The sequence below is a fragment of the Pseudoalteromonas sp. NJ631 genome (assembly GCF_000276645.1).
Classification (GTDB): Bacteria; Pseudomonadota; Gammaproteobacteria; order Enterobacterales; family Alteromonadaceae; genus Pseudoalteromonas; species Pseudoalteromonas piscicida.
In genome coordinates this window covers 47,675-62,650 of sequence record NZ_AKXJ01000018.1, presented here as the reverse complement: position 1 = coordinate 62,650, position 14,976 = coordinate 47,675, and the positions used below count along the sequence as shown (strand labels likewise).

Annotated in this window: 15 protein-coding genes; 7 read left to right on the top strand and 8 right to left on the bottom strand. The window is 43.1% G+C overall.

All coding sequences use genetic code 11. The features are described from left to right. The first annotated feature begins 13 nt into the window (after positions 1–13). The 4 genes from A587_RS0121215 to A587_RS0121200 all read left to right on the top strand — a co-directional run bounded on the left by A587_RS0121215 (position 14) and on the right by A587_RS0121200 (position 3,472). Positions 14–724 carry a hypothetical protein gene (locus A587_RS0121215; protein ID WP_017219197.1) on the top strand — a complete coding sequence of 237 codons (711 nt, stop codon included), beginning with the start codon at positions 14–16 and terminating at the stop codon, positions 722–724. An 85-nt stretch (positions 725–809) separates the two neighbouring features. Then, complete coding sequence (locus tag A587_RS0121210; protein WP_010376279.1) at positions 810–1,430, top strand: endonuclease; 621 nt, start codon at positions 810–812, stop codon at positions 1,428–1,430. Between the two features lie 63 nt (positions 1,431–1,493). Beyond that, positions 1,494–3,086, top strand: coding sequence for a S41 family peptidase (locus tag A587_RS0121205; protein WP_017219196.1), 1,593 nt, complete (start codon positions 1,494–1,496; stop codon positions 3,084–3,086). Further along, positions 3,086–3,472 (top strand): hypothetical protein, encoded by a 387-nt coding sequence (locus A587_RS0121200; RefSeq protein WP_017219195.1) that lies wholly within the window; start codon positions 3,086–3,088, stop codon positions 3,470–3,472. Before A587_RS0121205 ends, A587_RS0121200 begins: the two co-directional genes overlap by 1 nt. Positions 3,473–3,495: 23 nt before the next feature. Here A587_RS0121200 and A587_RS0121195 read toward each other — a convergent pair whose 3' ends face one another. After that, positions 3,496–4,383, bottom strand: coding sequence for a LysR family transcriptional regulator (locus A587_RS0121195; protein WP_010376285.1), 888 nt, complete (start codon positions 4,381–4,383; stop codon positions 3,496–3,498). A 107-nt stretch (positions 4,384–4,490) separates the two neighbouring features. Here A587_RS0121195 and A587_RS0121190 point away from each other — a divergent pair, with 107 nt between their 5' ends. Together A587_RS0121190 and A587_RS0121185 are read left to right on the top strand one after the other, a co-directional pair. Further along, positions 4,491–5,057 (top strand): NADPH-dependent FMN reductase, encoded by a 567-nt coding sequence (locus A587_RS0121190; protein WP_010607787.1) that lies wholly within the window; start codon positions 4,491–4,493, stop codon positions 5,055–5,057. Between the two features lie 121 nt (positions 5,058–5,178). Then, entirely contained in the window at positions 5,179–5,865 is a 687-nt protein-coding gene (locus A587_RS0121185; RefSeq protein ID WP_017219194.1) for a 4'-phosphopantetheinyl transferase family protein, read from the top strand. 178 nt (positions 5,866–6,043) lie between these two features. Here the strand turns inward: A587_RS0121185 and A587_RS0121180 are convergent, their stop codons facing one another. The 4 genes from A587_RS0121180 to A587_RS0121165 all read right to left on the bottom strand — a co-directional run bounded on the left by A587_RS0121180 (position 6,044) and on the right by A587_RS0121165 (position 9,093). Continuing rightward, positions 6,044–6,559 (bottom strand): DUF2489 domain-containing protein, encoded by a 516-nt coding sequence (locus A587_RS0121180; RefSeq protein ID WP_017219193.1) that lies wholly within the window; start codon positions 6,557–6,559, stop codon positions 6,044–6,046. Next, positions 6,559–7,146: a Der GTPase-activating protein YihI gene (gene yihI / locus A587_RS0121175; protein ID WP_017219192.1), complete on the bottom strand. Its 588-nt coding sequence runs from the start codon at positions 7,144–7,146 to the stop codon at positions 6,559–6,561. Before yihI ends, A587_RS0121180 begins: the two co-directional genes overlap by 1 nt. Positions 7,147–7,170: 24 nt before the next feature. Next, the gene (locus tag A587_RS0121170) at positions 7,171–7,824 is read right to left on the bottom strand and encodes a class I SAM-dependent methyltransferase (protein WP_017219191.1); all 654 of its coding nucleotides are present in this window, start codon (positions 7,822–7,824) and stop codon (positions 7,171–7,173) included. Between the two features lie 636 nt (positions 7,825–8,460). Then, on the bottom strand, positions 8,461–9,093 hold the full coding sequence (locus tag A587_RS0121165) for a c-type cytochrome (RefSeq protein ID WP_017219190.1): 633 nt from the start codon (positions 9,091–9,093) through the stop codon (positions 8,461–8,463). 453 nt (positions 9,094–9,546) lie between these two features. Here A587_RS0121165 and yihA point away from each other — a divergent pair, with 453 nt between their 5' ends. Then, complete coding sequence (gene yihA, locus A587_RS0121160) at positions 9,547–10,185, top strand: ribosome biogenesis GTP-binding protein YihA/YsxC (protein ID WP_017219189.1); 639 nt, start codon at positions 9,547–9,549, stop codon at positions 10,183–10,185. 18 nt (positions 10,186–10,203) lie between these two features. Here the strand turns inward: yihA and A587_RS0121155 are convergent, their stop codons facing one another. The 3 genes from A587_RS0121155 to polA all read right to left on the bottom strand — a co-directional run bounded on the left by A587_RS0121155 (position 10,204) and on the right by polA (position 14,697). Then, a complete protein-coding gene (locus A587_RS0121155) occupies positions 10,204–10,734 on the bottom strand; it encodes a DUF1285 domain-containing protein (protein WP_017219188.1) in 531 nt (176 codons plus the stop codon). Next, positions 10,721–11,290, bottom strand: coding sequence for a YceI family protein (locus A587_RS0121150; protein ID WP_010376305.1), 570 nt, complete (start codon positions 11,288–11,290; stop codon positions 10,721–10,723). The genes A587_RS0121155 and A587_RS0121150 overlap by 14 nt, the downstream gene beginning before the upstream one ends. A 650-nt stretch (positions 11,291–11,940) precedes the next feature. Beyond that, positions 11,941–14,697 (bottom strand): DNA polymerase I, encoded by a 2,757-nt coding sequence (gene polA, locus A587_RS0121145; protein ID WP_017219187.1) that lies wholly within the window; start codon positions 14,695–14,697, stop codon positions 11,941–11,943. Positions 14,698–14,976 lie beyond the last annotated feature (279 nt).

Below are 14,976 nucleotides of genomic sequence, written 5' to 3'. Positions count from 1 at the left end.
ATAACATATTGTGATGATTAAAAAACTGCTAAAACCCGCACGTAAACTCCACAAATACCTTGGCTATTTACTGTTTTTACAGATCTTTGCTTGGCTATTAGGCGGGCTGGTCATGAGCGCGCTCCCATTGGAAAAGATCCATGGTAAACACTTAGCGCATAGAAGCTTAGACAACCCCTTTCCCAATGCTGCGTACCAAGCTGATCTCAATCAGTTAGTACAAAACACAGTGCAAGTACGTCAAATCCAGTTCGGCCATTTTCTCGATACTCCCATCATCAAACTCAACCAAGATGAAAAGCTCATTTTCAACGGGATAACAGGCGCACCTTTTACCACACCAAATCAACAGAAAATAATACAACAGGCCAATCAACACCTATTAATTGCAGCGGATGTGAGTCATATTGAACGACTTGCCACAGCTCCCAGAGAAGCAGGTTACAAGGAGGATGTTTGGCGAGTCGAGTATAACGATACCCTCTCCACTACGCTGTATCTAAGTGCAGCCAGCGGTGAAGTTGTGACGGTTCGTAGTACGTTGTGGCGCATCTTTGATTTTTTTTGGATGTTACACATTATGGATTACGACGAACGTGAGGATTTTAATAACCCCTTGCTCATTTCCTTCGCCGCTACGAGTGTGCTCTTTTGTCTAACAGGGATATTGTTATTATTGCAATCTCCACCTTGGCGAAAACGTCGCCCTGCTCTTAATAAATAAAGGGGTTTACCGTATACGCTTGTTAGTATTGATGATTTTTTTGATATAGTGACATTCCCTGTATTCCACCATTTGGTGAGAGGTTATGTCACGATATTGCTATATCTTAGCGCTTAGCTTATTTGTATTAACAGCCAACGCTCAAGAATTCACGTCTTTCTCAAAAGCAAAGAAACATTTATCACAACAAGTTACCGACAATACCCGCACGCTTTATTGTAATTGTAATATCAAAAAGCAAGGCAAAAAGCTGGTACCGGATCCCGCAAGTTGTGGTTATACCCCGAGGTTACCTTACACTCGCAATGGCAAAGAAAACGCCCGTGCTCAGCGCATTGAGTGGGAGCATATCGTGCCTGCGTGGGAATTTGGACATCAGTTGCAGTGCTGGCAAGATGGCGGAAGAAAGCACTGCCGTAAAGTCAGTGAGCAATTTAGGAGGATGGAAGCTGATATTCACAATCTTGCTCCAGCGATTGGCGAAATCAATGGGGATCGATCTAATTTCCGTTTTGGTATGTTACCTAGTACTGAAGCAAATTATGGTGCGTGTCCAGTCAAGATAGATTTTAAATTACGCCGAATTGAACCTCCAGAATATGCAAGAAAACGCATCGCTGAGGCGTATTTTTATATGGAAAAAACCTACGGGCTAAAAATCTCCCCACAACAGCGGAAATTATTCACGGCTTGGCAGAAACAGTGATTGCGAGATAACCCAAGCAGTGCTAGTTTTTAGTCATACAACTAAAACAGGAACGTGAATACGATGCAACGTATTACTCTAGTTTTCGCATCAACAGCAATGAGCTTGTTATTAGCCGCTTGTGGTGGCGGTGGCAGCGATTCATTAGGCACCGATAATCCAGGTAATAACACGGGACAAACCGAGCCGCCAACTTGGACGTTTAATCAATTTCCTGCGTCAAGTCAGTTTATTAACTATTGTGCCTCCCCAAGAACGGGTACAGACAAATATAACAACAACCAACCTTATCCTGATAAGGGTGGTACGGCGATGCATGAAAAAATGTGGCTCCGCTCTTTTACCAACGAAACCTACCTTTGGTACGACGAAGTACTAGATAACGACCCAACACAATTCGATACCGTTATTGATTACTTCGAGCAATTAAAAACAAACCAAACAACGGCGTCGGGTAATGCCAAAGATCAATTTCATTTCTACGAATCTTATGAAAGCTTCCAAAAAGAAGCGCAATCGGGTGTTGCAACCGGTTATGGCATTCGTTGGGCGGCCATATCCACATCACCACCACGTAATTTTACTGTCGCCGCAGTAGAGCCTAATTCACCAGCCGCGAATGCAGGGATCGTACGTGGAGATAAGATCCTCTCGATAGATGGCGTCGACTTTATTTCAAGTGATAATACCGCTGCGCTAAATGCTGGCCTATCACCAGAGCAAAGCGAGCCACATAACTTTGTATTTGAAGATAAATCAGGCAACGAAAAATCGGTTACCCTGACTTCAGTCGATATTGAAACCTCACCGGTGCAAAACGCTAAAGTCATTAGTTATGGCGGCAAGCAGGTTGGTTATGTGCAGTTCAATCAATTTATCCCAACAGCCCAAGAAGGGTTGGTTGAAGCCTTTACTCTATTTAAAACACAACAAATAGACGATTTAGTACTCGACATGCGTTACAACGGCGGTGGTCGCGTCATTATGGCAGCACAACTAGGCTATATGGTTGCAGGCAACAGCAGCCTAAATAAAACCTTCACTTATAGCACCTTAAATGACAAGCGTACTGCTGAAGAAGAACGAACAGAATTTGAGTCTAGAGCTATTAACTGGGCTGAAAACAAGTTTACATCCACCACTTTGCCCACCGTAACCTTACCTAGAGTTTATATCCTCTCGACACGAGGCACGGCCTCTGCCAGTGAAAATGTAATTAATGGCCTGCGCGGCATTGATGTTGAAGTCTTTTTGATCGGTGGTACCACTCGAGGTAAGCCCTATGGCTTTGTGCCCGCGCAAAACTGCGGCACGGTTTACTATACCATTCAGTTTGGTTCAGAAAATGCCAAGGGCTTTGATGCTTATGCTGATGGCTTTACCCCTTCAGGAGCGTCAAGCAGCGGTGAAATTGGTCTGAGCGCACAAGTGCCAGGTTGTATTGTCGCAGATGACTTCTCAGCATCGCTAGGCAGTCAAGAAGAAGATCTTTTCGCCGCAGCACTGACGCATATAGATACCGGTCGTTGCCCAGATGTAGCGCAATTTGCGCCTAATGCTCAGCCACAGTATCAAAATAAGGAGCATGCGGTTACGATCCCAGTCTATCCACTGCGGGAAAATGCAATTTTAATGAAGCCTAAGGAGCCGCAATAATGGCGCTGCTAAAAGCGGTGAAAATCACCGCTTTGGCTTTATTGATGCAGGCGTGCAATAGCGCGCCTGCTGCAACTTCGGTTAATGAAGCTGTACTCTCGACATCTTCGCCCGAAGTGTTATCACAACTCAAGCAAGCTATAGTAAAACTCAAAGGCGGCGTACCACCGACTCTCGCAAGCACCGTTTTTCAACGTAGTCCAACACTACTGCTTGAGCATGGCCAAAGCCTAGATGGTAATGGCAGTCCAATTTTAGGCGCCCATAATCTCGCTTATGAGAGTTTCATCTTGCAGCTTCGTGACACCCAGTGTGTGCTCTACTATCCGAAAAAGGATACTTATGTCGTGCTCAGTAAAGTTAGCTGCAAAAAGCTGGAAAAATAACGCCAGCCGTAATTCTCTTAACCTCAGTTCAGGTTAGCAAAATGGCGCTTTAACACGTCACATAATGCCTGTACTTTGGCCGTTCGATGAACCAGTACATGGGTAACTAGCCAAACTTGGCTTAGCCATTTTAACTCATCACGCAACACCGGCTGTAAATCTGGGTAACGTTTTGCTACATCGTGCTGTAGCCCACCAATACCTAAGCCATTAACAATGGCACGCGACGCATCTGACGTTTCAGATACCCTAAGCGTCACTTGTGTCTCAGGGATATGTTCATCTACCCAAGCGAAATATGGCACTCTTGCATTAAATCCGGCCACACCAGAGACAAAGTAATGCGCCTGTAACGCTTCTAGTGTTTTAGGGATCCCCATACGCTTGATATAGCTTGAAGACGCATACAAGCCTGCTTCTAAAGTATTTAGATGCTGCACTATGTAGTCGGGCTCATCGGGCTTTGGTCCTGCCCTCACCGCAACATGCGCCTGTCCATGATCTAAACGTAAACGCTTTTGGTCGAGAATGACTTCAAGTTGGACCTGTGGGTGTAATTGCTGAAAAGTCAGACAAGGCTCCGACAGCATATCCATAAAACCACTGACCGTTGTCACCAAAAGCTTGCCTCTAAGCTGGCTGTCCGAAGCAACAATAGAAGTACTCAACTCCATCAAGCGCTCGTCTATTTGACTCGCCGTCGCAAGTAGCTTTTCTCCAGCCTGTGTTACCTGATAACCTCGGGCATGACGGTGAAATAACCGCGTTCCCAATGCTTCTTCTAAGCTATTTATTCGCCTCAGTACCGTACTGTGGTGGATCTCTAAATGTTCAGCCGCCGCTGATAAGGTGCCAAGCTTGGCAACCGTATAAGCGACCTTAAGATCCTGCCAATCTGTGAATTTATCCATAACCACCTCTGTGCATATATGCACACAAGCTTTGCGTTTATTTCGGTTTTGTGCAAGTAAAATTTTGCTACTATCACTTTAACGAAACAAAATAAGGTATCAGCAAGATGACTACAGCAAAAATTATCGCACTAGCAGGCAGTTTAAGAAAAGACAGCTACAACCAATTACTCATCCAAGCCGCGGCAAACTTTGCACTAGAAAGTGGCGCAGAAGTAGAAGTGATCAAGTTACAAGATTTAGATATTCCAATGTTCGATGAAGATCTTGAAGCCCAAGGCACACCAAAAGGTGCTCAACTTTTAAAAGACAAGCTGCGCGATGCCGATGGTATTCTATTAGCAAGCCCAGAATACAATGGTTCTTTCACTGCGGTGCTCAAGAACGCAATAGACTGGGCCTCTAGAACAGAACAAGGTGCAGTGCCAGCATTTAGAAACAAAGTAGTGGCACTCTATGCGGCCTCACCAGGCGGCTTAGGTGGATTACGCGGTCTAAACCATGTCCGCGATGTGTTATCTGGCATTGGCAGTTTAGTACTCGCAGACCAATTGGCTGTGCCTAGCGCATTTAATGTATTTGATGACCAAGGTAAAATTAAAGACCCAGAACTTGCTGAGAAAGTATCAAGCCTCGCTCTGCAACTGGTGTCAGTTGCAAGTAAGTTAAAATAACTTTTAATCTCTCGTTCATATCTTGCTATGGACGCTTAGCTCATGCACACTAAGCGTCCAAAGCGAATTAGAGGCGCAATATCAGCCTTGTAATAATGGATACGAATAACGGGAGTCAGCTTTGCAAAGCACTCAGAGTCACCTATTTACCCCCTATCTCTCACACCATTTTCATTGCATTCAGTTTGATCCTGACAGCTTTGACGCGCTTTCCTTTGAACAACAAAATATACTCCTGCCCGCTTCACTTGATAAAGCGGTAGCGAAAAGGCGAGCTGAGTTTTTAGCGGGACGAATATGTGCCAAGACTTGCCTAGCGCAATTTGGACAAGGTGACTTTACGCTGCTTAACGGCTCCGATCGGGCGCCTATCTGGCCTGCTAATATTGTTGCCAGTATTACGCATACTCGAGGGATCGCGGCTGCGATTGCTACGGATGATATCGCAGTGAAAGGCTTAGGCATTGATATCGAAAGAGATATGAAACCGAAGCAAGAAGTCGAACTACAACGACAAATTCTACATTCTGAAGAAGCTGAAATTTTTGCGCTGTTCGGCGAGCAAGTGCACTGCCCATTGACTGTTATTTTCTCGGCCAAAGAAAGCATATTTAAGGCACTTTATAGCACGGTGCAAAAATTCTTTGGCTTTGATGCCGTCAAGCTGACTCAGTTTGATGACAAGAAACTTATTTTCACTTTGGTGGAAACGCTACACAAGGATTTAGGCGAAGGACAACAAGTGGAAGTATATTACCAATGCAAAGACGCCTTAGTGCTGACCGAGTGTGAATACATTGCAGAGTAAAATCATACCTGTTTGACTTAATACTTATAGCAATTAGTCTTAACTCTTGCTCAGTTTGAAGGAATAAATCTGACGCTAGCTGCGTTAAAAGTTTCTTATTTATAATTAAAAACGCCCACTTGGGGCGTTTAATCTGAAGTTTGGATAAGGATTCACTTACCCATTTTCAAAAGGAAACTTACTGAAACACGACATTTTCACTGCCAGCAGCCGCTTTAAAGCGCACTATCAGCTTTTCACAGTCCTGTAAGATCTCCGCTTCTAGGCGCTCTTCAGCACGCCAACGCTGGCTATCCATTTTGAAAATTTCTTTTTTAGAATACTTTTTACGCGCGTCATGAGTTGGCATTTCTTTGACTTCATCATACATCTGGTAAACACCAGGATAACTCTGTTGTAAGTCAACTTCCTCGTCAAAGCTATATTGCGAGATGAGTACCCAAACTCGTAAACACCCTTCAGAATATTCACATTGTTTTTCCTTCATCGCACGCGCGATCAAGTTAACGCTATCCGCAATTTTTCCATTGCGCTGCTGTCGTGACTTTTCAAGCTCAGCAGCCTTTTGCTCGCGATGTTTGGCAATCTGCTCTTTTTGTACCTTCAGCTGCCATAGTAATTTACCCGCGTAAAACGCCAGTCCAGCAATAATCAGGGCACCAATAATGATTGCGATGATCCATGCAGTATTCATTACTTATCATCTTCCTCAAAGTCGTCGTCTAACCATTCATTTGCTAGATCATTACTCATAAACTGATCCATTGGATCATCATCTAGCATATCGCCTTCTTCAAACTCATCATCAATTCCTAAGATCTCACATAGTTCCTGATGACGTGCAATGCCGCGATTGAAGTATTTCGCATCTTTACCTGTTAGCAGTTCACCGCGTTCATGACGTTCAAGTAGCGCCATCAAGCGTTCGTCATTTTCTAACTGCTCAAGCTCTTGCTCTGGAGTTAACGTCTCTACCGCTGTAGTTAACTTAACTTGTGGCTGTAGATGGCGCTTCATCTCAGGCTGTGTATTCGACTCAGCCGATTGTGGCTCTGCAACCAAAGAAATGGGCTTTTTACTACCAACACGCGGATCTTTATTGGTCGTCGTGTTTGATTGCTCTTTCACTAGGATCTCTGGTGCATTTCTAGAACCCGGCTTTTTACCCTTGGTTTTTTTGCTACGCTGCTCTTTAAGCGCACGTAACGCTTGGAGCTTTTCTTTACTCAGCCTTGGTGTTCCATTGGCTGCAACTTTACGTGTCTTTTTCTTTCTGGTCATAATTGGTTATCCAAAATTCTCGCGTTAACTACGCTTGGTGAGAATGATGACATCATTCCCAATAAATTCTAATTCACAATCCTGCTGCGCGGCAAAATACGCAAAGCTTTCTTGGCTAAAAAATGAAATATGCGTTAGGTCATTTTTATAGTGCCAATTCGCAAAGCGTGCTTTATCAATGACGAGCTTGGTCATCAATGCCAGTGGCTTTCCCACTTTTAAGCAGGCTAACAATTGCGTTAATACTTTTGCAGGTTCTGCTAAATGTTCCACCACTTCTGTACTGACGATAAAGTCATACTGACGAGTCAGTACACTGGCATCATTAGCATAGTACAGGTCAAACAAAGCCACCTGATGCCCAGCTTCTTCAAGCATTTTCGCAAGCAGCGGGCCTGGCCCACAGCCAAAGTCTAAACCTTGGCTTGGCATCGCCAAACGCGCCAACAGTGGATCCGCCACTCGTGCTAGAAAGCGACGATAGCCTTCATCGGCCAGATCGTTTTCATGGCTATCATAAATGGCCTTTTCTTGAACTGGTGTTAATCTCGACTTGGGATCAACCATCACCAACTGGCAGGTTTGACATTGCCAGTACAGTCGATACTTGTCTTGATGGTAGGTTTCAAGCTGATTACCTTGGCACAGGCCACAACTGAATAGAGTTGAATCTTGCAATGGTCAACAGTGATTGCTTAATAAGGCGGCTATTGTATCAGGTATAATAGAGGCAACCAAATAAAAAGGCGGCAGAGATCACTCTCTACCGCCTACTAATCTGAGCGTCACAACTGGACACTTCTCCCTTCGACTTTTAAGTCTTATTATTATTCTTTTTATTTTATTGTCGTCCGTATTGTTTTTATTTTAGACTTCCGTGACACTTTCCATATTGTTTTTATTATGAGACTTCCGTGATTTTCTTATTCTCGGTCTTCCTGACGCTTTCTTGATAGTCCTTCGTATCCAACTAGATACACAACTTTGCCACCTACGCTTCCGTATCGAATTGTCCCTTTTTTTGTATTGCTTGGCGACAACGAATAATCTACGCTCCTGAGCTTGAGTTACAACTGTTTAATAACAAATTTCTTACCTTAATTTTTTTAATTAAACAGAAAAAAGATGAATTACATAAACTTACACTGAACAAGAGCTTAAAAATAAGCTAAAACTCACATGTTGCACAAGTAAATATCTTACATTAAAAGTGAGATATATCTCACAACCTCAACAACAAAAAAAGGCAGCCTATGCTGCCCTTTTTTCAATAGTAAGAGTTTACACTGAGAGAGGTAAACTCACTATACGACTTTAGTGTAGACCACCTAAGTACTTAGATAATACTTCGATGTCTTTGTCTGTAAGCTTCTGCGCGATATCACGCATCATACCATTCATGTCGTTGTTACGAGTGCCATCACGGAACTTCTCAAGCTGTGATTTGATGTACTCAGGGTGCTGGAATGACACTTTAGGGAACTTAGCTAAAGAAGTACCGTTACCACGAGGACCGTGACACGCAGCGCAAGCTGGAATACCACGCTCAGCATCACCAGCTTTATATAGCTTCTGACCTACAGCTACAACATCTTCCGGCGTTGAACCAGAAGACATAGATAAAGAAGAGAAGTATGCGGCTAAATCTTTCATATCTTGATCTGACAGCGGCATTGCCATACCACTCATCACAGGATCCATACGCCCTTCATTACCACCAGACGTCATACCTAGCTTGAACTCTTGTAGCTGCTTATAGATATAATCTGCATGCTGACCTGCGATTTTAGGATACATAGTCACAGGGGCATTGCCATCTGGACCGTGACATGCTGCACACGTTGCAGACTTTGCTTTACCTGCTTCCGCGTCACCATCGAATGCCGATGCGTTGCTTGCTGACAACGTACCAAGCAACATTGTTAAAGTTAATGCTATTTTTTTCATGGTAAATTCTCTGTTTCCGACCCTGTAATTTGTACCCTCGCGAACAAAGTCGCTCTCTTTATTGCTCGGGCAAATAATACCAATCAGTACTAATTAGGTTGTTATGTTAATCAGATGAATCATACATGCAAACTTAGCAAATATAACGCCAAACAGCACCGATCCATCTAAATACGCCTTGCTCAGTAGTGACTACTGATAGGTATACACTTTAGATTGACATTGCAATTTCTACATTCTACACGATATTACTTTCTCTGGCACGTTTTCTGCCCATATTAAGCTTATAATTTATAGGGACTTGACCTAGATTAATTAATATTGGCACGACGCTTCGGCCAATTAGCAACAAAAGCGGCATTTAGAACAAACCTCACAATGCTTTTGGTTTCCGTCATACTGTTATAAAATACGCAATTCCATCCGCGAAAGTTTAATCAGTTAGGAGTCAGCGTGCTAAAATCTCGCGTTAAATACAATCAGGCACAATTTATCACAAGTGCACCAGATATCAGTAAACTGCCACCAGACACTGGAATTGAAGTTGCTTTTGCGGGTCGCTCTAACGCTGGTAAGTCGAGCGCACTCAATACGCTTACAGACCAAAAGCTGGCACGCACCAGTAAAACACCTGGCCGGACTCAGCTTATTAATACTTTTTCTCTAGGTGAAGATCAGCGTTTGATTGATTTACCTGGCTATGGCTTTGCAAAAGTCCCATTAGAGATGAAAAAGAAATGGCAAAAAGCATTAGGTGAATATTTACAACGCCGCAAATGTCTTAAAGGAATTGTGGTATTAATGGATATTCGTCACCCTCTTAAAGACCTCGATATGGATCTCATCAACTGGGCGACTGGCAGCAATATACCGGTATTGGCGTTGTTGACTAAAGCCGATAAGCTAAAACAAGGTAAGCGCAAAGCAGAAGTACTTCAAGTACGTCGTGCGCTATCTGAAATAGACGGTGATATCACCGTTCACGCATTTTCTTCTTTGAAAGGCATCGGGTTGAACGAATTAGCGTGGAAACTGGATGATTGGTACTTAGGTCCGTTTGTTAAAGAAGCTCAAGAAGAAGCGAGCGAATAATCAAACCGTAGGGCGCGCTTAGCTAAGATAAAAGCGCGTCTTTGCCGACATCAGATAAAAGCCTTTTTCATCTTCCTCGAGCAATTCAGCCCACTGATAATAGACATTTCGTGAAATTCTAGCGGTTAAACCATAATTGAGTGTGAGAAATGGAATATCTCCCCCATTAACATGCTCAAGGGCTAGTGGAAACACATCACAAATGGGCCATTCACGGCCTAAATTATCTATCGCGATAATACAAGGTGATAACTCCAAAGCCGATGCATCATCACAATAACGCCATTGCTCGATAATAAAAGGATGAGCAAGCACCTCTATCTCACAACTTTCTGCTGGTGTTTTTAACCAATACTGCTGACCATCAAAGGTTAAAACACTAGCAAACAAGGCAACTAGCGATTGCCGTTTAATTTCACGCCCTTGATGAAACCAACGACCGTCCGCCGCAATTTTGATGTCAGAAAAACCACACGACGGCGCCGACCAATTTTCGGTCGGCGCATGAGTCGTAACATACTGTTTGATTAACGCATCAATTTTGTTCATCAAAAACCAAGTTGAAGCTAACAGGCACGCTAGTCGCGATAGTCTTCAGACCCGCAATTTCTCGTAGCGCTTCAATCCCTTTATCTAACCCAAACTGCTTAGAATCTAGAATAAATGCATGTACCGGTGTAACCACCAAGCCATTAGCACTTTTCGTTATCAGTAAGTCTAGGCTGATCTTTTGGATCTGACCATGCAGTGTCAATGTTGCTGTCACATCATTGATTTTTTGTGTACCAGCTTTAAGTTTAGCAAGCACTTCAGAAACATCAGCGTTAACTTTAGCCTTTGGGTGTTGCGCTACATTGAACAGCATCTTTTGCATGCGTTCATTACGGATCGGGATCATCGTTTCAACGCTTGCCAGATCAATATTAACCTCAAGCTCACCTTTAGCAGATAATGTACCATCTATCGTTTTAAAATGATGTACTTCTGCAACGCTAGTCTGTTTCACAGACACAAAACTAACATCGCTTTGTTGTTGATTAAATTGCCAAGCTGCGAACGCCTGAGAAGAAATAAGTGCACTACCTAAAAGAAGGTACTTTAGCATGACGACTTCCTTATGAAATGAGAGTGAATTGCATTTGAGCGCTCAGTGTAAAACGCAGTGCAAATTAAATAAACCTTTAATCTAAAACTGATGGCTAAGACTAGATATTATTCTTGAGCTAAGGCTAGAAATTGATTTGTTCAAGAGAAGAAAAAGACGGCCCGTAAAAATTACGAGCCGCTATAGCAATCTGGGGAGAAGCTATCAATACACTGTATCCTCTTTCGAGAGATACATCATCAACAGGATGTCCTACAGGATGAGGACGGCGCGAACAATAACAAATAGACGTCCAGAAATAAACACCAAAAAGCAAAACTTGAGCCAATTTGATAAACTTTCAACGTTAATTTGTTTTTTGTTACTGGAGATTAACAGGAGCTACAAAATTAAGACGCTATGCTGCTAGTGTATACTTGCAAACAAAGATGAATGAAGTTGCACTAGTCTAATCGACTAGTGCAACTCGGGTAGGTTTTAATACCAATTATCTTAATTAAGTGATCTATTTTGAGGCGAGAAAATCTTGTCGATAACAAGGCAAAAATTTTGCTATTTAGTTGTTCTAAATAAGAAATTTTTAACGCAGTTAGCGTCAGATTTACTCCTTCAAATTGAGCAAGTATTAAGACTAATTGGTATAATATTGACTAGTGCGCTTGTTCCCAGTTGTCACCACTGTCGGCTTCAACTAATAACGGTACATCAAGTGTTGCCGCTGCGCTCATCAACTCGCAGATCTTTTCACTGTATTCAGCAACTTTATCGCTGTGTACTTCAAACACTAATTCATCGTGCACTTGCATGAGCAACTGGATATCATTGCTATCACAGCTTTGTAGCCATTCATCCACTTTAATCATCGCTTTTTTGATGATGTCCGCCGCAGTGCCCTGCATCGGTGCATTGATGGCTGCACGCTCTGCTGCTTTTCTGCGAGCGCCATTACGCGCATTGATATCCGGTAGATACAAGCGGCGACCGAATAAGGTTTCTACATACCCTTTATCAGCAGCCTCTTCACGCGTACGCTCCATATACTCTAATACACCAGGGAAGCGTTCAAAGTACATATCCATATAATGTTGCGCTTCATTTCTTGGAATATCTAACTGACGTGACAGACCAAACGCACTCATGCCATAGATCAGACCAAAGTTAACCGCTTTGGCTTTTCGGCGCATATCAGAAGTCACTTCCTCAAGCGGCACGGAAAACACTTCAGACGCTGTTGCACTGTGTACATCTTTACCTTCAGCAAAGGCACTCAACAACCCTTTGTCTTGTGACAAATGTGCCATGATCCTAAGCTCGATTTGGCTGTAATCCGCCGCAACGATTTGTTTATTATTGTCGGCAACAAATGCCTGACGAATACGACGTCCGGCTTCATTACGGATTGGAATATTTTGCAAGTTAGGATCGCTTGAGCTTAGACGGCCCGTTGCGGTAACGGCTTGATGATAAGAGGTGTGCACACGACCAGTATCCGCATTAACCAATTTTGGTAGTTTATCGGTATAGGTTGATTTCAGCTTAGCTAAGCCACGATGCTCAATAATAAGTTTTGGCAGTGGATAATCATGCGCCAACTCTTGTAGCACTTCTTCAGCCGTTGAAGGCGCGCCTTTTGGCGTTTTCTTAATCACTGGCAGCTCAAGTTTGTCGAACAATATCGCTTGCAATTGCTTTGTTGAACTCAGGTTGAACTCCTCACCTGCAATTTCAAAGGCCTGTTGTTCAAGCTCACCTAAGCGTTTTTCAATCTCAATACTTTGCTTCGCGAGCATATCACCATCGATGTGCACACCAGTACGTTCAATGCGAGAAAGTACACTCAGCAGCGGTAATTCAATTTCTGTAAATACTTGCTTAAGGCGATTTTCTTTTTCAATTAGCGGCCAAAGGTGTTGATGTAACCTCAGCGTAATATCAGCGTCTTCCGCGGCATAAGGTGCCGCCTTTTCTAGCTCAATTTGGTTAAAGGTCAGTTGGTTCTTACCTTTACCAGCGATGTCTTCAAAGCTAATGGTTTTATGGCCTAAATATTTTAGCGCCAAGGAGTCCATATCGTGACGAGTTCCAACACTGTTAAATACGTAAGACTCCAACATGGTATCAAAAGCGATCCCCTGCAGTTCAAGCCCAGCACGAGCAAGTACACTTTGATCATATTTTAAATTTTGACCCACTTTTTTGATCTGAGGATCTGCAAGCAGTGGTGCCATGATCTCAAACACCATATCTTGAGAAAGCTGCTCGGGCGCTCCCACATAATCGTGATTGATTGGTAAGTAAGCCGCTTCGCCCGGTGCAACCGCAAAGCTCATTCCAACTAGATCCGCCTGCATATAGTTAACACTGGTGGTTTCAGTATCAAAAGCGATGAGTTGGGCTGCTTTTAACTTAGTTACCCAGTCATCAAGCTGTGCTTTTGTCAAAATAGTCTCGTATTGGGTGCCGACCTGCGCCGCTGCAGGCGCCGACCCTTCAGCCTCTACATCAACGATATCAGCTTGTGACTGACCATCCAACAATTCAGCTAACCAACGCTTAAATTCACACTGACCATATAGCTCGATTAAGCGATCTTTGTCCATCTCAGCTATCTTAAATTGCTCTAAGTCTTGCTCTACTTCACAATCCAGCTTAATAGTGGCTAATTCATACGACAGTTTTAGCTGCTCTTGGTGTTCCTCTAGTTTTTTCGCCATGGTTTTTGAGCCACGAAAACCTAAATCAGCAATTTTGTCTAAGTTTTCGTAGAGCGAATCAATAGAGCCTAACCCCTGAAGCATCGCCAATGCCGTTTTTTCACCAACGCCAGGTACGCCCGGAATATTATCGACCTTATCTCCCATTAACGCGAGATAGTCGATGATCAAGTCAGGACCAATACCAAATTTATCCACTACCCCTTCAGGGTCTAAGATCGTATTCGTCATTGTGTTGATCAACGTGACATGTTCGTTGACCAATTGCGCCATATCCTTATCACCAGTGCTGATTAGCACATGGCGACTTTGCTCTGACGCTATTTTAGAGAATGTACCGATCACGTCATCAGCCTCAACACCACTTATACTTACCAGTGGTAGGCCCATTGCTTTAATTATTTCGTGGATCGGCTCAATTTGCGTTCTCAGATCATCCGGCATAGGCGGGCGATGTGCTTTATACTCGCTATACATTTCGTTGCGGAAAGTTGGCCCTTTAGCGTCAAAGACTACTACCATATGACTTGGTTGATATTGCTTAAGCAAACTCTTAAGCATATTGATCACACCGTAGATCGCACCAGTTGCTTCACCTTTTGAATTTGTTAAATGTGGTGGCGCATGATAAGCACGAAATAAATAGGAAGAACCATCAACCAAGATCAACGGATTTTGAGGGATCTGAGACATAAATATTGGATCCTAAATTAGTCTTTTGTGGAGTAGAATGTAAGGATGCCACAAGGCACAAGATAAAACGAGTTTCGCGTTATCTCATCATTTAGATAAATCGTGCTGCACCTGTGGATAACTTTGTAGACAAACACGAAAAATCGCTCCGAAACTTTGTTTTAAAAGTCAGAGTGTAAATTAAAACTTTGATTTACTTGCGCTTTTTGTGCCTTTTTTATTGTTATTATCTTTACCGCTTTGTGGATAAAGAATTTTTTTAGTCACGCTTAACAAACT